Annotated in this window: 15 protein-coding genes and 1 tRNA gene; 5 read left to right on the forward strand and 11 right to left on the reverse strand. The window is 70.4% G+C overall.

What is annotated here, in order from left to right; all coding sequences use genetic code 11:
* Positions 1-43: 43 nt before the first annotated feature.
* The 4 genes from ACZ7DL_RS17870 to ACZ7DL_RS17885 form a co-directional block, all read right to left on the reverse strand.
* Positions 44-1474, reverse strand: coding sequence for a GH1 family beta-glucosidase (locus tag ACZ7DL_RS17870; protein ID WP_470775106.1), 1431 nt, complete (start codon positions 1472-1474; stop codon positions 44-46).
* A gap of 98 nt (positions 1475-1572) precedes the next feature.
* Complete coding sequence (locus ACZ7DL_RS17875; protein WP_470775107.1) at positions 1573-2463, reverse strand: carbohydrate ABC transporter permease; 891 nt, start codon at positions 2461-2463, stop codon at positions 1573-1575.
* Positions 2460-3485 carry a carbohydrate ABC transporter permease gene (locus ACZ7DL_RS17880; protein ID WP_470775108.1) on the reverse strand — a complete coding sequence of 342 codons (1026 nt, stop codon included), beginning with the start codon at positions 3483-3485 and terminating at the stop codon, positions 2460-2462. The genes ACZ7DL_RS17875 and ACZ7DL_RS17880 overlap by 4 nt, the downstream gene beginning before the upstream one ends.
* Entirely contained in the window at positions 3482-4813 is a 1332-nt protein-coding gene (locus tag ACZ7DL_RS17885) for an ABC transporter substrate-binding protein (RefSeq protein WP_470775109.1), read from the reverse strand. Before ACZ7DL_RS17885 ends, ACZ7DL_RS17880 begins: the two co-directional genes overlap by 4 nt.
* Positions 4814-5124: 311 nt before the next feature.
* Here ACZ7DL_RS17885 and ACZ7DL_RS17890 point away from each other — a divergent pair, with 311 nt between their 5' ends.
* Entirely contained in the window at positions 5125-6180 is a 1056-nt protein-coding gene (locus ACZ7DL_RS17890) for a LacI family DNA-binding transcriptional regulator (RefSeq protein WP_470775110.1), read from the forward strand.
* A gap of 50 nt (positions 6181-6230) precedes the next feature.
* On the opposite strand, the gene ACZ7DL_RS17895 is transcribed toward ACZ7DL_RS17890, so the two are convergent.
* Positions 6231-6830 carry a TetR/AcrR family transcriptional regulator gene (locus ACZ7DL_RS17895; RefSeq protein WP_470775111.1) on the reverse strand — a complete coding sequence of 200 codons (600 nt, stop codon included), beginning with the start codon at positions 6828-6830 and terminating at the stop codon, positions 6231-6233.
* 84 nt (positions 6831-6914) lie between these two features.
* Between ACZ7DL_RS17895 and ACZ7DL_RS17900 the strand changes: the two genes are divergently transcribed.
* Entirely contained in the window at positions 6915-8390 is a 1476-nt protein-coding gene (locus ACZ7DL_RS17900) for an MDR family MFS transporter (protein ID WP_470775112.1), read from the forward strand.
* On the opposite strand, the gene ACZ7DL_RS17905 is transcribed toward ACZ7DL_RS17900, so the two are convergent.
* The 4 genes from ACZ7DL_RS17905 to ACZ7DL_RS17920 form a co-directional block, all read right to left on the reverse strand.
* A tRNA-His gene (locus ACZ7DL_RS17905) sits at positions 8386-8458 on the reverse strand. The genes ACZ7DL_RS17900 and ACZ7DL_RS17905 overlap by 5 nt on opposite strands.
* 139 nt (positions 8459-8597) lie before the next feature.
* The gene (gene orn, locus ACZ7DL_RS17910; RefSeq protein ID WP_470775113.1) at positions 8598-9200 is read right to left on the reverse strand and encodes an oligoribonuclease; all 603 of its coding nucleotides are present in this window, start codon (positions 9198-9200) and stop codon (positions 8598-8600) included.
* Between the two features lie 126 nt (positions 9201-9326).
* Positions 9327-10550, reverse strand: coding sequence for a helix-turn-helix domain-containing protein (locus ACZ7DL_RS17915; RefSeq protein WP_470775114.1), 1224 nt, complete (start codon positions 10548-10550; stop codon positions 9327-9329).
* A gap of 378 nt (positions 10551-10928) precedes the next feature.
* Complete coding sequence (locus tag ACZ7DL_RS17920; RefSeq protein ID WP_470775115.1) at positions 10929-11198, reverse strand: hypothetical protein; 270 nt, start codon at positions 11196-11198, stop codon at positions 10929-10931.
* Between the two features lie 314 nt (positions 11199-11512).
* Between ACZ7DL_RS17920 and ACZ7DL_RS17925 the strand changes: the two genes are divergently transcribed.
* Entirely contained in the window at positions 11513-12040 is a 528-nt protein-coding gene (locus ACZ7DL_RS17925) for a universal stress protein (protein ID WP_360740538.1), read from the forward strand.
* A gap of 552 nt (positions 12041-12592) precedes the next feature.
* Here ACZ7DL_RS17925 and glmS read toward each other — a convergent pair.
* Together glmS and ACZ7DL_RS17935 are read right to left on the reverse strand one after the other, a co-directional pair.
* Positions 12593-14410, reverse strand: coding sequence for a glutamine--fructose-6-phosphate transaminase (isomerizing) (gene glmS, locus ACZ7DL_RS17930; RefSeq protein WP_470775116.1), 1818 nt, complete (start codon positions 14408-14410; stop codon positions 12593-12595).
* A gap of 46 nt (positions 14411-14456) precedes the next feature.
* A complete protein-coding gene (locus tag ACZ7DL_RS17935; RefSeq protein ID WP_470775117.1) occupies positions 14457-14714 on the reverse strand; it encodes a hypothetical protein in 258 nt (85 codons plus the stop codon).
* 165 nt (positions 14715-14879) lie between these two features.
* On the opposite strand from ACZ7DL_RS17935, the gene ACZ7DL_RS17940 reads away from it, so the two are divergent.
* Together ACZ7DL_RS17940 and ACZ7DL_RS17945 are read left to right on the forward strand one after the other, a co-directional pair.
* The gene (locus tag ACZ7DL_RS17940; protein WP_470775118.1) at positions 14880-16445 is read left to right on the forward strand and encodes a purple acid phosphatase family protein; all 1566 of its coding nucleotides are present in this window, start codon (positions 14880-14882) and stop codon (positions 16443-16445) included.
* A gap of 122 nt (positions 16446-16567) precedes the next feature.
* Positions 16568-18169: a beta-N-acetylhexosaminidase gene (locus ACZ7DL_RS17945; protein WP_470775119.1), complete on the forward strand. Its 1602-nt coding sequence runs from the start codon at positions 16568-16570 to the stop codon at positions 18167-18169.
* Positions 18170-18218: the final 49 nt, after the last annotated feature.

Consider the following 18218-nt stretch of genomic DNA (forward strand, 5'->3'; position numbering starts at 1 on the left):
GCGAGGGCGCGGCCCGCCCCCACGACGGGCCGCGCCCGGCCCCTCAGGAGACGGACTCCACCGGCGGCAGAACCCCGGTCCGCGCCGTCTCCCCGTACCAGCGCGCGCTCGTCTTCGGCGTCCGCTCCAGCGTCGCGTAGTCCACGTACACCGCGCCGAACCGCTTGCCGTAGCCGTACGCCCACTCGAAGTTGTCCATCAGGGACCACAGGTAGTAGCCGCGTACATCGGCGCCGTCGGTGATGGCGTGGCGCACCTCCGCCAGGTGGCCGCGCAGATAGGCGATGCGCTCGGGGTCGTGGACGCGGCCGTCGGGGTCGGGCTTGTCGTCGTAGGCCGCGCCGTTCTCGGTGACGTAGAGGGGCAGGCCGGGCGCCTCGCGGGTGTAGCGCATCAGCAGGTCGTACAGGCCCGTCGGGTCGATCGTCCAGCCCATCTCCGTGCGATCGCCGGGGGTCTGGTGGAACAGGACGTCGTCGGCCCCCGGCCACGGCGAGTGGTCGCTGGCCCCGTGGCCGTCCGCCCGGGGGCCGTTGACGTCGCCGGACGCGGCCGAGACCAGGGCCGGGGTGTAGTAGTTGAGGCCGAGCGCGTCCAGCGGGGCGTTGATCGTGCGCAGGTCGCCGTCGAGGACATACGACCAGTCGGTCACCGAGCGCGTGGCCTCGAGCAGCGACGACGGGTACGCGCCGTGCAGCATCGGGCCGTGGAAGACGCCGTTGGCCAGGTCGTCGATCCGGCGGGCCGCGTCCAGGTCGGCCGGTTCCCGGGTGAAGGGCCGTACGACCGAGGAGTTGAGGCTGATCGCGACCTGGTTGCGGGCCGGCATGGCCGCCCGCAGCGCCGAAGCGGCCAGACCGTGGGCCAGGTTGAGGTGGTGGGCGGCGCGCAGGGAGGCCGCCGGGTCGGTGCGGCCGGGGGCGTGCACCCCGGAGCCGTAGCCCAGGAAGGCGCTGCACCAGGGCTCGTTGAGGGTGATCCACTGCTCCACCCGGTCGCCCAGCGCCTCGCCGACGATCTGGGCGTACTCGGCGAACCGGAACGCGGTGTCCCGCTCCGGCCAGCCGCCCGCGTCCTCCAGCTCCTGCGGCAGGTCCCAGTGGTAGAGGGTGATCGCCGGCTTGATGCCCGCGGCCAGCAGCTCGTCCACCAGGCGGCGGTAGAAGTCCAGGCCGCGCTGGACCGCCGGCCCCCGGCCCGTCGGCTGCACCCGGGACCAGGAGACGGAGAAGCGGTACGCGTTCAGGCCCAGCTCCGCCATCAGCGCCACGTCGTCGCGGTAGCGGTGGTAGTGGTCGACCGCGATGTCCCCGGTCTCCCCGCCGGCCGTCTTGCCCGGCGTATGGCTGAAGGTGTCCCAGATCGAGGGGGTGCGGCCGTCCTCCCGCACCGCCCCCTCGATCTGGTACGCCGAGGTCGCGGCGCCCCAGAGGAAGGCGGGAGGAAAGGTCAGCGACGAAACGGAGTCAGGCATGGAAGCGCTCCCATGAAGGGTCTCAGAAGCCGGTGGATGAGTGGGGAGGAGGGGCCGGAACGGCGGTGGCCCGGCCCCCGGAAGACACAACGGGCGGATCAGCCCTTGATCGCGCCCTGCATGATCCCGCCCACGATCTGCTTGCCGAACAGCAGGAAGGCGATCAGCAGCGGCAGCGTGCCGAGCAGCGCACCCGCCATGATCACCGCCTGGTCCGGGACATACCCGGTGCCGAGCGAGTTCAGGGCCACCTGCACGGTCGGGTTCTGCTGGTTCAGGGCGATGATCGGCCACAGGAAGTCGTTCCAGGCGAACACGAAGGTCAGCAGGCCCAGCACCGCCATCGCGGGCCGTGCCGCCGGGAAGACCACATGCCAGACGATCCGCAGGCTGCTCGCCCCGTCCACCCGGGCCGCCTCGATCAGCTCGGTCGGCAGCGCCTGCACCAGGTACTGCCGCATGAAGAACGTACCGAACGCCGTCACCAGGCTCGGCAGGATGACCGTCTGGAGCTGGTTCGACCAGCCGAGGTCCGACATCCACAGATACAGCGGTACGACGGCCAGCTGCGGCGGGATCATCATCGTGCCGATGGTGAGCAGCAACAGCAGGTTGGAGAACCGGAACCGCAGCTTGGCGAAGGCGAAGCCGGCCAGCGTGGAGAACAGCACCGTGCTCACCGTGATCGTGCCCGCCACGATCACCGAGTTGACCATCGCGGTGCCGAGCCCGGCCTCGTCCCAGGCCGCCTCGAGGTTCTTGAACAGGTTGCCGCCGAACCACAGTGGCGGCGGGGTCTCGGCCAGCCGCCGGTCGGTGCGGGAGGCCGCGATCGCCGTCCACACCAGCGGCGCCAGCGAGACCAGCGCGAACACGGCCAGCACGACGTACGTCATCGGGCCCGCGTGCAGTTGCTTGCCCGCACCCATCCGGCCCCGGCCCCGGCGCCCGGCGTCCTTCCGGGGCAGTGTCAGTTCAGTGGTGGTCATTGGGACTTCCTCAGCCGTCGGGTGAGCAGCAGATTGACCGCGGCGACGATCAGCAGGATCAGGAACATCGACCAGGCGATCGCGGACGCCTTGCCGAGGTTGCCGATGATCCAGCCCTGGTCGTACATGTACAGGCCGAGCGTCTGGTACTGGTGCTCCGAGCCGCCCTTGGACCCGCTGACCCCGCCGAACAGCAGCGGCTCACCGAAGAGCTGGGTCGCGCCGATGGTGGAGACGACCACCGTGAACAGGATGGTCGGCCGCAGCTGCGGGATGGTCACGTGCCGGAACTGCTGCCAGCGGTTGGCGCCGTCGATCGCCGCCGACTCGTACAGATCGGCCGGGATGGCCTGCATGGCGGCCAGATAGATCAGCGCGTTGTACCCGGTCCACCGCCAGATCACGATCGACGACACCGCGAACTGCGAACCCCAGTCGGACTCCCGCCAGTTGACCGGGTCGACCCCGAAGAAGTGCAGGACCCAGTTGACCATGCCGCCGTCCCAGGAGTACAGCAGCGTGAACACCAGGGTCGCGGCGGCCACGGAGGTGGCGTACGGCGTCAGCATCACCACGCGCCACATGGTCGAGCCGCGCAGCTTGTAGTTGAGCAGATGCGCCAGCCCGAGCGCGGCCAGCAGCTGCGGCACGGTCGAGATGATGCCGATGGAGAGGGTGTTCTTCAGGGCGTTCCAGAAGAAGTCCGAGGACAGCAGGTTCTCGTAGTTGTCCAGGCCCGCCCAGGTCTGGTGGTCGAGGGCCGACAGCTGCACGTGGTGCAGCGAGTACCAGGCCGTGTAGAGCAGCGGGACCAGGGAGAAGGCCCCGAAGAGAAGGAAGAAGGGGGCGACGAAGGCGTACGGCGACGCCTTCATGTCCCAGCGGTACAGCCGGCTGCGCCAGGAGTCGGCGCCCTCCGGCGCACCGCGACCGCGAGCGCCCCGGGCCGCGCCCGGCGTGGTGCCGGGCGCGGCCTCGGCGCTCGACGCGGTGTGCGCGAGAGCCTGCTTGGAGCTGCTCACTGGCCGAGCACGTCCTTGATCTCGTTCTTCGCGGCGTCCCAGCCCTGCTCGGGCGACTTGCCCTTCTGCTCGACCTGGAGGATGCCCACGTCGGTGAGCGCGGTGTTGATCGGCTGGTCCTTGATGCCGAAGTACTGCGTCGGGATCGTCTTCGCCGAGTCGGAGAAGATCTGCGTGATCGGCGCGTTCGAGAAGTACGCCGTCGTGTCCGCGGCCGGCGTCAGGCTCGCGTACGCCGACGGGGCCGACGGGAAGCTGGCCTGCTTGGCGAAGACCTTCGCCTGCTGCTCCGGCGCGGTCAGCCACTTCGCGAGCTCGATGGCTTCCTTCTGGTGCTTGCCCGCCGTCGGCACGCCGAGGAAGGAGCCGCCCCAGTTGGCCGCGGTCGGGGCCGCCGCGACGTCCCAGTTGCCCTTGCCGGCGTCACCGGACTTCTGCTCGATGTAGCCGATCATCCAGGCTGGGCAGGCCACGGAGGCGAAGGTGCCGTTGGCGAAGCCCTGGTCCCACGGCTTGTCGAACTGCTTCAGCTTCGCCGACATGTCGCTGGTGGCGACCGTCATCGCGGCGTCCCAGGCCTGCTTCACGCCGTCGGACTCGTCCCAGACGACGTTGCCGTCCTTGTCGTAGTACCGGGTGTCGCCGCCGCCGAGGGCCGCGTTGTAGACGGAGGAGGCGGAGTCGACGAACTTGGTGTTGCCGGGCGCCTTCTTCATGTACTTCTTGCCCAGGTCGACGTACTTCGCCCAGTCGCCCTTCCACTGGGCGGCCAGCTTGTTCCGGTCCGTCTCCAGCCCGGCCTTTTGGAACAGGTCCTTGCGGTAGCAGATCGCCATCGGCCCGATGTCGGTGCCGAGGCCGATGGTCCTGCCGTCCTTGGTGGTGGCCTGTGCGAGCTTCCAGTCCAGCCACTGGGACTTGTCGACCTCCTTGCCGAGGTCGACGAACTTGTTCGCCTGGGTCTGGACGGCCTCGGTGATGTTGCCGACCTCGATGGCCTGGATGTCGTCGGTGCCGGAGCCGGCCTGGAGGCGGGTGAGCACCTTCGGCCAGTACACGTCGGTACGAGTGGTGACGTTCTCCTTGATGTTGATGTCCTTGTGGAGCTTCATGTACTCGTCGTAGAGGCCGGCCTGCTTGTAGCCGAAGACGCCGAAGGTTCCGATGGTCAGCGTGATCTTGCCCTTGCCGCCACCGCCGTCGCCGCCCGAGTTGTTCGTCGAGTCGTCGTCCGAGTCGTTGGCGCAGCCGGCCAGCAGCCCCGTGGTCAGCGCGGCGACGGCCGCGAGGGCCATCAGCCGCTGGGACCGGCGGATGCTCGTGCGCATTGCGTCCTCCTGTTGCCTGACGTGCCGACCCCCCGGCCAACTGCATGGAAATCGGGCCCGTTCGTACTCGCTGCGGCTCGGGCGGGGAACGTGCGGGATGTGTAGGTGTCAGGTACTGTGGGAGCGCTCCCACAGGTGATGTGTTGAAGAGTCGTCGGTTCCCGGCGGGGTGTCAAGGGAGCGGACGGGGCGAACCGCGTTCAGTTATCTGCCTGTTAACTGCCCTCGCGGGCCCCTGGTACCGCTCGTCACTCTGGCCAGGACTGTTAGATTCCAGCCAGAAGCAGGACGCGGCGAGAAAGGCGGAGCCCATGGCAAGCCACGGAGGGCGGGGCCGGAGCGGAGGGCGGCCCACGCTCGAAGAGGTCGCCGCTCGGGCCGGGGTCGGGCGGGGCACGGTCTCCCGGGTGATCAACGGCTCGCCCCGGGTCAGTGACGCCACCCGCGCCGCGGTCGAGGCGGCCGTCGCCGAGCTCGGCTATGTCCCGAACACCGCCGCCCGCGCCCTCGCGGCCAACCGCACCGACGCCATCGCCCTGGTCGTTCCCGAGCCGGAGACCCGGTTCTTCGCCGAGCCCTACTTCTCCGACATGCTGCGCGGGGTCGGTGCCGAACTCTCCGACACGGAGATGCAGTTGCTGCTGATCTTCGCCGGCAGCGACCGCGAGCGACAGCGCCTCGCCCAGTATCTGGCGGCCCACCGCGTCGACGGCGTGCTGCTGGTCTCGGTGCACGCCGACGACCCGCTGCCCGATCTCCTGGCCCAGCTGGAGATCCCGGCCGTGATCAGCGGTCCGCGCTCGGCGGCCGAGTCGCTCACCTCGGTGGACTCGGACAACTACGGCGGGGCCCGCTCGGCGGTGGAGCACCTGCTGGCCCGCGGCCGCCGCCGGATCGCGCACATCACCGGCCGGCTGGACGTCTACGGCGCCGAGCGCCGTGTCGCCGGCTACCGCGACGCCCTGCGTGACGCGGGCCGCCCGGCGGACGACCTCCTCATCGAGCCCGGCGACTTCACCGAGGAGGGCGGCCGCCGGGCGATGACGACCCTGCTGTCCCGCCACCCCGACCTGGACGCGGTCTTCGCCGGGTCGGACGTGATGGCGTCCGGCGCCCGGCAGGTGCTGCGCGAGGCGGGCCGCCGTATCCCCGACGACGTCGCCCTGGTCGGCTACGACGACTCGGCCATCGCCCGCCACATGGACCCGCCGCTCACCAGCGTCCGCCAGCCCATCGAGGAGATGGGCCGCGCGATGATCGACCTGCTCCTCACGGAAATCTCCGACCGCCGCCCGCCCGTGTCGCGGGGGCTGGACCGGCGGCAGGCGGTGCTGCCGACCCAACTGGTGGTGCGGGCTTCGTCGTGAGCCCGGGCGCGAGGGCCGCTCGCGTGTGCGTGTCCGGGGGCGTGGAAGCCCTATGACTCCCGCTCGCGGGCCGTCCGTACCGTCTCCCAGCCCCGTTCCAGCAGGTCGAAGGCCGCGTTGACGGCCGTTTCCGGGTGGGCGGAGGTGCCGGCGAGGGCGCGGGCCTCCAGGGTCAGGTGGGCCAGGGCCGCGCAGGTGGGGTCGTCGGCGGGGGCGCCGGTGTCGGCGGCGATCGCCTCGGCGAGGGCGCGCTCGTGGCGCATCCACATGCGCCGGTGGTACTCGACCAGCGCGGGTGTGCTGGTGACCAGCCGCTCGAACGCCGCGATCTGCTCGGCGTACTCCGCCTTGAAGGCCCGGGCGCCCAGCATGTGCGTGCGCAGCGCCTTCAGGAGCGGGGTGCCGGGTGCCCGGTCGCGTACCGCCGCGACCAGCGCCTGCTCCAGGTCGGCGTCCATGTCGAAGAGCAGCGCTTCCTTGCTCGGGAAGTGCTTGAAGAGGGTCGTGGTGGAGACGTCCGCGGCCTCGGCGATGTCCCTGATGCTCACCTGATCGAAGCCGTGCTCCAGGAACAGCTCCAGGGCCGCGTCCGCCAGTGCCTGGCGGGTCGCGGCCTTCTTGCGTTCGCGGCGGCCCATCGTCTCTGTCATGTCCCGCAGCCTACCCAGCTGAGTTGCCGCAGCCAAAAAGTTGACTCGTTGCACTTAGTGACTCGGTGTGCTTTTCTGGGGCGCATGACCATACCTGCCAAGAACGTCCGCTGGACGCTGCTCGGCGTCATGCTCGCCATGCTGCTGGGCATGCTCGACAACAACATCGTCGGTACGGCGACCCCGACGATCGTCCGTGACCTGGGCGGACTGGAGCACATCTCCTGGGTCGTCACCGCCTACACGGTGGCCACCGCCGTGTCGACTCCGGTCTGGGGCAAGCTCGGTGACCTGTACGGCCGCAAGCCCGTCTTCCTCGCCTCGATCGCCGTCTTCCTGCTGGCCTCCGTGCTCGCCGGCGCGGCCCACTCGATGGACCGGCTGATCGAGTTCCGCGCCCTCCAGGGCATCGGCGCGGGCGGCCTCGCCGCCGGGGGTTTCGCCCTGATCGGCACCCTGGTACCGCCCCGCGAGCGCGGCCGCTACCAGGGCATGACCGCCACCGTGATGGCCCTCGGAGTGGTCGGCGGTCCGCTGGTCGGCGGTTTCGTCACCGGACACCTCGGCTGGCGCTGGGCGTTCTACGTCAATCTGCCCCTCGGCCTGGTCGCCCTCGTCTGGATCCAGCTGCTGCTGCGACTGCCCGCGCAGCCCCGGACGGCCCGGCCGCGCATCGACTGGACAGGCATCGCCGTGCTGACGGTCGCCATCGGCGCGGCCGTGCTGGCGGCGACCTGGGCCGGTACGACGTACGCCTGGACCTCCTGGCAGGTGCTGCTGCTGTGGGCGTCGGCCGTCCTCGGCACCGCCGTGTTCGTGCGGGTTGAGCGGCGCGCCCCCGAACCCCTGCTGCCGCCCCGCGTCTTCACCGGGCACCGCAACTTCCCGCTCGGCGTCGGCCTGCTGGCCGCGGTCGGCGTGGTGATGTTCGGCTCGGCGCTCTACCTGCCCCTCTTCCAGCAGACGGTCCAGGGCGCCACGGCCACCGACTCGGGCCTGCTCCTGCTGCCGATGATGATCCCGGTGATCCTCACCTCCAACCTCGCGGGCAAGGTGATGTCCCGCACCGGCCGCTACAAGGTGTTCCCGGTGCTGGGCACCCTGCTGCTCACGGCGGGCGCGCTGCTGCTGGCCACGATGGACACGGGCACCTCGCGGCTCACGGCCGGTTGCGCCATGGCGCTGCTCGGCCTCGGCCTGGGCTTCACTGTGCAGATGGCCACGACCATCGCCCAGAACAGTGTCGAACTGCGGGACATGGGTGCGGCCTCCGCGGCGACGAACCTCTTCCGTACCCTCGGCGGTTCGCTGGGCGTCGCGGTCTTCGGCTCGCTCTTCACCCGCGCCGTGCCGGGCGCGGCGACGGGGGAGGCGTACCGGGCGGCGGTGGCCACGGGCACGCGGCACATCTTCCTGGCGGCCGCCGGGGTGTGCGCGCTGGCGTTCCTGCTGGCAGTGCTCGTGGAAGAGGTCCCGCTGCGGGGTGGTTCCGGCCCGGCGAAAACGAATCAGCCGGTGCCCCGTCGTGCGACGGGGTCACCGGCTGATCACACAGGGTGAGTGACGGGACTCGAACCCGCGGCATCCTGGACCACAACCAGGTGCTCTACCAGCTGAGCTACACCCACCATGACCGGCGGTTCACTTGGTCGTTTCCCCGACCGGCCGAGAAGAAGTCTACAGGGTCCGAAGGGGTGCTCGCGCACAGGTTTTCGCGCGGGCCCCCCGAACCCTCCCGAGGGGCGGCGAGCGGACCCCGCCGGACGGCTACTGGGCGGGCAGGACGTGCTTGGCGGCGATCGCCTTCGCGGTGTCCGAGTCCGGCCCGGGCTGCGGGACGAAGACGGCCTCGCGGTAGTAGCGCAGCTCGGCGATCGACTCGCGGATGTCGGCGAGGGCCCGGTGGTTGCCGTTCTTCTCCGGGCTGTTGAAGTACGCCCTCGGGTACCAGCGGCGGGCCAGCTCCTTGATCGAGGACACGTCCACGATCCGGTAGTGCAGGTAGTCCTCCAGGGTGGGCATGTCCCGCAGCAGGAAGCCGCGGTCGGTGCCGACGGAGTTGCCGCACAGCGGCGCCTTGCCGGGCTCCTTCACGTGCTCCTTCACATACGCCAGGACCTGCTCCTCGGCGTCCTTCAGGGTCGTGCCGCCCTCCAGCTCGGCGAGCAGCCCGGACGCGGTGTGCATCTGACGGACCACCTCCGGCATCGTCTCCAGTGCCCGGGCCGGCGGGCGGATGACGATGTCCACCCCCTCGCCGAGTACGTTCAGCTCGGAGTCGGTGACGAGGGCGGCCACCTCGATGAGAGCGTCGTCGGACAGCGAGAGGCCGGTCATCTCGCAGTCGATCCACACCATGCGATCGTTCATGTGTCTCACCTTACGGCGAGCCGCACCGGCCTGGACCGACCGTGCGGCGACCTTGTCGGTGCGCGGGCACGGCGAAGGGGGCGGAGTCCGGCTCCGCCCCCTTCTGTTGCTCCGTAGCGCTACCGCTCAGTTACCGCTGCGCGGCCCCGGGAGCAGGCCCACCGCGCCGGCCGCGGCCCGGCGGCTCTGCATCGGCACCCCGCCGTCCCGGTGCTCGTGCAGCAGTGCGGGCGGCGGACCGACCGGTCCTCCGGGGCCGGGCAGGCCCGCGGGCCCGCCCTGCTGTCCGGGCTGCTGCACCGGCGGCTCCGCCTCGCCCGGCCTGTCGCCCTGCGGCCGACGGGCCCGGTAGGCGGCCCGGTAGGCGGCGGGGGACGAGCCGAGCTGGCGGCGGAAGTGCCCGCGCAGCGCGACCGGCGAGCGGAACCCGCAGCGGCCGGCCACCTCGTCCACGGAGTAGTCCGACGTCTCCAGCAGCCGCTGCGCCTGAAGCACCCGCTGCGTGATCAGCCACTGCAGCGGAGCGCTCCCGGTGAGCGAGCGGAACCGGCGGTCGAACGTACGGCGGCTCATATAGGCGCGTGCCGCCAGCGTCTCCACGTCGAACTGCTCGTGGAGGTGTTCCAGCGCCCAGGCGACGACCTCGGCGAGCGGGTCGGCGCCGATCTCCTCGGGTAAAGACCTGTCGAGGTAGCGCTCCTGGCCGCCCGACCGGCGTGGCGGGACCACCAGGCGCCGGGCGAGCGCGCCGGCCGCCTCGTTGCCGTGGTCCGTCCGCACGATGTGGAGACAGAGATCGATGCCGGCCGCCGTACCCGCGCTGGTCAGCACGTCGCCGTCGTCGACGAACAGCTCACGTGGATCGACGTGCACCGACGGATAGCGCTTGGCCAGCGTCGGTGCGTACATCCAGTGAGTGGTCGCCGGGCGGCCGTCCAGCAGGCCGGCCGCCGCGAGCACGAACGCGCCCGTGCACAGCCCGACGATGCGGGCGCCTTCCTCATGTGCCCGGCGCAGCGCGTCGAGTGCATCCTCCGGCGGCGGCGAAGTGATCGACCGCCAGGCCGGTACGACGACCGTCCCGGCTCGGGAGATCGCCTCCAACCCATGCGGTGCGGTGAGTTCCAGGCCCCCTGTGGTCCGCAGTGGGCCTTCCTCGCCGGCACACACCAACAGGCGGTAGCGCGGCACGCCGGCGTCCTGGCGGTCAATCCCGAACACCGACAGCGGAATGGAACTCTCAAAGATGGGGCCGCCGCTGAACAGCAGCACCGCGACGATCTCCTTGCGCCGTCGCCCGGACAGTTTCCGGGCTGCGGCCTCCTGTGCGGCAGTGGAGTCGTGGCTCATACTGCTAAGCCCCCCTCGGTGGTCGCGGCTCCTCGGTTGTGTCGCTCCTGCACGTTTCCCCTCGGTCCTGCACGAGTCCCCCGCCGTAAGACAGTCAAGATCGAATTTACTGGCTCCCGCGATGGCGCGGTGACCAGTTCCACACGCGGCACATTGTCGACATGACAACTTGGCGTGAAGCATTCGATCACGAAGGGTTGCACTCGTGAGGCGTGCAGGGAAGTGCGCCTTGTCGCAGTGGCCAAACCGCGTAGGGTGCGCAGCGGTCCGTAGACCCTTTCCGTGCAGGTGGAACGGGGGTTGGAGGGTGCTTCGGACCCCTCCTGGTCGATATCCAGAAGTTGGCTGAAAAGCAGCGCTCGGAGGCGCGGAAACAGGTCAGTCGACCGGTGTCTGCCCCCGGGTGTGACGTCCGCCTCTTTGCGCGGCGCAACGCTCGGCGCACCGCTCGGAGCGGCGCAGCAGCACCCGGCACACGGCCGTGACGGCGGCGAGGCCCAGCGCGGCGCCCGCGGCGCCGGCCAGCGAGGTGCCGTACCCGACGAGGACCACGGGTACGAGCACGCAGCTGAAGGCGGCCCAGCGGATCACATCGCTCGCGGTGTCCGGCGCGGAACGCGGCTCGCTGCTGGATCGGGGTCCGGGCATCTCGTACTCCCTGTGGAGGTGGCTCACCCCGGTTCAACGTCCGTTCGACCCGTCGGTCACCGGCCGCGCATCTGTGAACGCCGTGCAAACCGCCTGTACGGGGCAGCAACCATTGCGTTACGGGCGCGGCTCGTGCATGCTCCGGTGAACCCCTACGGACGTCGGGGGGCCGCTCACGGAGCGTGTGCGGGATCTGGGCTCGGGAGGCGTGCCGCCGTACCCTTGGGGGTATGGGCTTGGGAAGATGTTTCCCGGACACAGCTCCGCCGCACACTGTCGTCCCACCCATAAAGGATCACAACGCCGAGACAGTCATGGCCGGTCACGAATTCTTCGAACCCGCGGACCGCAAGCGGCCGGTCGCCGATCCCACGGCGGCCGATCCCCTGGCGGCGGAAGAGTCACGCCCTTCCTGCGATCCCGCCTTCCGGCACGGAGTCGTCGTCGGCTTCGACGGCTCCACCTCCAGTGAGCGTGCTCTCGCCTACGCGATCGGCATGGCCCACCGCTCCCACTCCGGCCTGATCATCGTCCATGTCGCCAACCGGCTGCCCACCACCGTGTGGGCCGGCTGCGAGCCGCCGGTCTTCGTCGATGTGCCGGACCACCGCACCGAGGTCCTGGGGCTCGAGCTGGCCTGCGCGGACTATCTGGCCGAGGTGCCGTGGATCCTGGTCGAGCGGGGCGGGGACATCTGCCACGAGCTCGAAGAGGTGGGCAAGGAGTACGAGGCCGACGCGATCGTGGTCGGCTCCACCCACGGCATCGTCGGCCGGATCTTCGGCTCCGTCGCGGGACGGCTCGCCAAGCGGGCGCAGCGGCCGGTGATCGTCATCCCGTAGGCGTCTCACGCCTCGTCAGTTCCCTTTGTGCGGACGTGAACTGCTCGCGCGTAGTAGGTGGCCATGCTGGTGCCGGCCGTCGCGGCCGTCGCCCACAGTTCCGCTCTCGCGAAGGTGGGGGCTAGGGGGCTTCGTTTGGATCAGCCCGGGTCCGCGACGCCCGGCACGGCACCTCGCCGCGTTGTCGGCCCACCCGAGTACGCCCAGTACGCGGGTGATCCTCCGCCTTGCGATGCACCGCACCATGCGCCGCGGCCTGATCCGACCTGATCCACACGAAACCCCCTAGGTGGCCGTGGCCGCCGGGGCGGTGGCGTGGTACTCGGCGACGGCCGCGGTCGTGCACTGGCCGACGGCCCTTCCAAGGCGTGCCGCGGGGCCGGGGGGTGACGGCCGCCGGCTGACACTCAGCGGCACGGGAAGGACCCCCACGTGTTCGGTGGCACGCGTGGGGGTCCGTTCCGTTGTCCTGTCTGTGCGAGGCCGTCGTGGTTGCTCGCGCCCACGCGGCGGAGCCGCATGTCGAGTACGGCTCCGCGCCCCTTTGGGGACCTATTCCACCGTCACGGACTTCGCGAGGTTCCTCGGCTTGTCGATGTCCCGGCCCAGGGCCTTCGCCGTGTGGTACGCCAGGAGCTGGAGCGGGATGCCCATCAGGATCGGGTCCAGTTCGTCCTCGTTCTTGGGGACGATGACCGTCTGGTCCGCCTTCTCCTGGTGCTGGTGGGCCACGGCGAGGATCTTGCCCTCGCGGGCCTTGATCTCCTCCAGGGCCGCGCGGTTCTTCTCCAGCAGGTCGTCGTCGGGGACGATCGCGACCGTCGGCAGGGCCGGCTCGATGAGGGCCAGCGGGCCGTGCTTCAGCTCGGAGGCGGGGTAGGCCTCGGCGTGGATGTAGGAGACCTCCTTGAGCTTCAGGGAGGCCTCGCGGGCCACGGGGTAGCCCCGGACGCGGCCGATGAAGAGCATCGAGCGGGCGTCGGCGTAGCTCTCGGCCAGCTGCTTGATCTCCTCCTCCTGCTTGAGGATCTCGGTGATCTGCTCCGGCAGCTTGCGCAGGCCCTCGATGATCCGCTTGCCGTCGCGGACCGAGAGGTCACGGGTGCGGCCCAGGTGCAGGGCCAGGAGCGCGAAGGCGACCGTGGTGTTGGTGAAGCACTTGGTGGAGACCACGCACACCTCGGGGCCGGCGTGCACGTAGATGCCGCCGTCCGCCTCGCGGGCGATAGCCGAGCCCACCACGTTGACCACGCCGAGGACCCGGGCGCCCTTGCGCTTCAGCTCCTGGACGGCGGCCAGGACGTCGTACGTCTCACCGGACTGGGAGACCGCGATGTAGAGGGTGTCGGGATCGACCACCGGGTTGCGGTAGCGGAACTCGGAGGCCGGCTCGGCGTCGGCGGGGATGCGGGCCAGCTCCTCGATCATCTGGGCGCCGATCATGCCCGCGTGGTACGAGGTGCCGCAGCCGAGGATCTTCACGCGGCGGATCTGCCGGGCCTCGCGGGCGTCCAGGTTGAGGCCGCCGAGGTGCACGGTGGAGAACCGGTCGTCGATGCGGCCGCGCAGCACGCGGTCCACGGCGTCGGCCTGCTCGTGGATCTCCTTGTGCATGTAGGTGTCGTGGCCGCCCATGTCGTACGACGCCGCCTCCCACTCCACGGTGGTCGGCTCGGCCGAGGTGCGGGTGCCCTCGGTGGTGTACGTCCGGAAGTCGTCGGCCTTGAGGGTGGCCATCTCGCCGTCGTCCAGCGTCACTATCTGCCGGGTGTGGGCGACCAGGGCGGCGATGTCGGAGGCGACGAACATCTCCTTCTCGCCGATGCCGAGGACGACCGGGGAGCCGTTGCGGGCCACCACGATGCGGTCGGAGAAGTCGGCGTGCATCACGGCGATGCCGTAGGTGCCCTCGACCACCCGCAGGGTCTCGCGGACCTTGTCCTCCAGCTTCTCGGCCTGCGAACGGGCGATCAGGTGGACGAGGACCTCGGTGTCGGTCTCGGAGAGGAACTCGACACCGTCCGCCTCCAGCTTGCGGCGCAGGTCGGAGGCGTTGTCGATGATGCCGTTGTGGACGACGGCGACCTTGTGGTCGGCCGACATGTGCGGGTGGGCGTTCAGGTCGGAGGGGGCGCCGTGGGTGGCCCAGCGGGTGTGGGCGATACCGGTGGTGCCCTTGAAGCGCGCCGGGACCTTGGCCTCCAGGTCGCGCACCCGGCCCTTGGCCTTGACCATCTTCAGGCCGGGCGTCTTCGGGGAGGTGACGACGATGCCCGCGGAGTCGTAGCCGCGGTACTCCAGGCGCTGGAGGCCCTCCAGGAGGAGGGGGGCGACGTCACGCTTCCCGATGTATCCGACAATTCCGCACATATATAGAGGTATCCCTTGGCTGTCGCTGGTCCGGTCCGGCTGGTTCTCAGCCGTAGACCATGCGGCGCAGCTGCCTGAGCGTCAGCTCCGGCGGCGCCACCGCCCGGTATTTCAGGTCCGCCTCGATCCGTTCGAAGATCTCCGCGTTCACCAGGCCCTGGGTCTGGAGTTCGCGGTGGCGGCGACGGACGAACTCCTGGGTCGTCTCGTCGAAGTAGGCGAGCACGTCCTGGACCACGCGCAGCGCCTCGCCCCGGCCGAGGGGCGTGGACCGCGTCAGATGATCAACAAGTTCGTCGTGCACCCGGTAGATCCTGGAGTACCGGCGCCTCTTTCGCAAGAATCGTGCCCGATTCCGGGCAAGCGGCCGTTGAAGTTCTTATGGCGCTCTGTTCGCAAGCTGTCCATCCTGCGTCTTGCGCGTCGTTGCCCGGGCCGACGAGTTTCAGACGCCATGGACATTCCTCGTATGGGCGTACCCGAGAAGCTGGCCCAGCGCATGAGCATGGCCGAGCAGCACGAGTACCTGCGCGCCAGATTCTCGCGGCGCACCATGATCAGGGGCGGCGCCGTCACGCTGGGCGCCCTCGCGGGCGGCGTGTTCGTGCCCGGCGCCACCGCCCAGGCCGCCGTACCGACGCAGAGCACGGCCCCCGCCGTCGAGAAGGTCGACGGCTCCCTCGTCGCCCCCTTCGGCCGCCACCTGGCCTGGGGCAACGACCCGCGCACCGAGATCACCGTCTCCTGGCAGGTCCCGGTCGCCGTGAAGAAGCCGTTCATCCGCATCGGCGCCCACCCGTGGGACCTCTCCCGGAAGATCGACGCCGAGGTCCGCACCCTCTACACCCCGGCCGGCGTCGGCGCGAGCGGCGACCGCACCCAGTACTACCTGCACGCCGAGCTCACCCACCTGCGCCCCGGAAAGACCTACTACTACGGCGTCGGCCACCAGGGCTTCGACCCGGCCCAGCCGCACCTGCTGGGCACCCTGGGCACCTTCACCACCGCCCCGGCCCACAAGGCGCCGTTCACCTTCACCGCCTTCGGCGACGAAGGCGTCAGCTACCACGGCCTGGCCAACAACGCCCTGATCCTCGGCCAGAACCCGGCCTTCCACCTGCACGCAGGGGACATCGCCTACGGCGACCCGTCCGGCGCGGGCAGGACCACCGACACCGGGTTCGACTCGCGCACCTGGGACCAGTTCCTGCACCAGACCGAGTCGGTCGCCAAGCAGGTCCCGTGGATGCCGGCCTACGGCAACCACGACATGGAGGCCTGGTACTCACCCAACGGCTACGGCGGCGAGGAAGCCCGCTGGACCCTCCCCGACAACGGGCCGGACAAGAAGAACCTGCCGGGCGTCTACTCCTTCGTCTACGGCAACACGGCGGTCATCTCGCTCGACGCCAACGATGTCTCCTTCGAGATTCCGGCGAACCTGGGCATATCCGGTGGAACCCAGACCAAGTGGCTGGAAGGCCGGCTGAAGAAGTTCCGCGCCGCCAAGGACGTCGACTTCATCGTCGTCTTCTTCCACCACTGCGCCTACTGCACCTCCACCGCCCACGCCTCGGAGGGGGGCGTGCGCCGGGAGTGGGTGCCGCTGTTCGAGAAGTACACGGTGGACCTGGTCATCAACGGCCACAACCACCAGTACGAGCGCACCGACGTCATCAAGGGCGGCGAGGTCGCCAAGAAGCTGCCGATCGGCGGCACGGCCTACCCGGAGACCGAGGGTGTGGTGTACGTCACCGCGGGCGCGGCCGGCCGTGGCCTGTACGCCTTCTCCGCACCGGACTCCTACGAGGGGCACGAGCACGAGACCGACTCCGTGGCCTCGTTCGTCAACACCAAGGACGGCAAGGTCGACGAGACCGTCGCCTGGTCCCGGGTGCGCTACCTCGACTACTCCTTCCTGCGCGTGGACGTCACGCCCGCGCCGAAGGGACGGCAGGCCACGCTGACGGTGTCGGGCATCGCCGAGACCGGTGAGCGCATCGACCACTTCACGGTGTCCCGCAGGGCGAAGTAGGCGGGCCCGGGCGCGCCCGGAAGGCGGGGCGTGCCCTCCCGCGGCGGGGGTTGTTCCACCCGATCTGCGGGACAGTGGTCTCGACCATCTCTGACGGTCGACCACATCCGAAGGGAGCGCATGTGAGACGGAACCACAGCACGACTCCCCGCACCCCCCGCATCCTCGGTTCACTGCTGCTGCTCGCGGCGGCCGGTGTCGTCACCTTGGGCGCGGCCCCCGAGGCGCGCGCCGCCGCCCCGACCCCGCTGGACCGGGTGATCCCGGCACCGGCCTCGGTCTCGCCGGGCGGGACGCCGTACCGCATCACCCGCGCCACCGGCATCCGCGTCGACGGGTCCGCCGAGGTCCGCCGCATCGGCGCCTACCTCGCCGGCCGGCTGCGCCCCGCCACCGGTTACCCGCTGCCCGTCGGCGAGCAGGGTGCCGGTGGCATCCAACTGCGTCTGGCCGGCGGTGACTTCGGAGCGGAGGGTTACCGGCTGCACAGCGGCGCCGGCGGGGTGACCCTCACCGCGAGCACCCCGGCCGGGCTCTTCCGCGGTGTCCAGACCCTGCGTCAGCTGCTCCCGGCGGCCGTCGAGAAGACGACCGTCCAGCCCGGCCCCTGGCGGATCGCCGGCGGCACCGTGCAGGACCGCCCCCGGTACGCCTACCGGGGCGCCATGCTGGACGTCTCCCGGCACTTCTTCACGGTCGCCCAGGTGAAGCGTCACATCGACCGGTTGGCCCTCTACAAGATCAACGAGCTGCATCTGCACCTCAGCGACGACCAGGGCTGGCGGATCGCGGTCGACTCCTGGCCGCGCCTGGCCTCCTACGGCGGCTCCACCCAGGTCGGCGGCGGCCGGGGCGGTCACTACACCAAGGCGGACTACCGGGAGATCGTCCGGTACGCGGCCTCCCGCTATCTGGAGGTCGTGCCCGAGATCGACATGCCCGGCCACACCAACGCCGCCCTCGCCTCCTACGCCGCGCTCAACTGCGACGGCGTGGCGCCCCCGCTGTACACCGGCACCCGGGTCGGCTTCAGCTCGCTGTGCGTACCCAAGCAGGTCACCTACGACTTCGTGGACGACGTCGTCCGGGAGCTGGCCGCGCTCACCCCGGGCCGCTATCTGCACATCGGCGGCGACGAGGCGCACTCCACCGGCCACACCGACTATGTGCGGTTCATGGACCGCGTGCAGCCGGTCGTCGCGAAGTACGGCAAGACGGTCATCGGCTGGCACCAGCTCACCGGCGCGCACCCGGCCAAGGGCGCCCTCGCCCAGTACTGGGGCCTGGACGGCACCAGCGCGGCCGAGAAGGCGCAGGTCGCGCAGGCCGCCCGGAACGGCACGGGCCTGATCCTGTCCCCGGCCGACCGGGTCTACCTCGACATGAAGTACACGAGGGCCACCAAGCTCGGCACCGACTGGGCGGGCCTGGTGGAGGTGAGGCGGTCGTACGACTGGAATCCGGGCACCTATCTCGCCGGGGTCCCCGCCTCGGCGGTCAGGGGCGTGGAGGCGCCCCTGTGGACGGAGACCGTGAAGACGTCCGCCGACATCGACTACCTGGCCTTCCCGCGGCTCGCCGGTGCGGCCGAGCTGGGCTGGTCGCCGGCGGCCACGCACAGCTGGACCGCCTACCGGGTCCGGCTGGCCGCGCAGGGCCCGCGCTGGGACGCCCTCGGCATCCGCTACTACCGGTCGCCGCAGGTGCCCTGGCCGGCGCGCTGAGGCGCCCCCGAAGCCGACGGGCACCCCGGAGGACCGTACTCCGGGGTGC

The sequence above is a fragment of the Streptomyces sp. NPDC036984 genome, assembly GCF_055607665.1.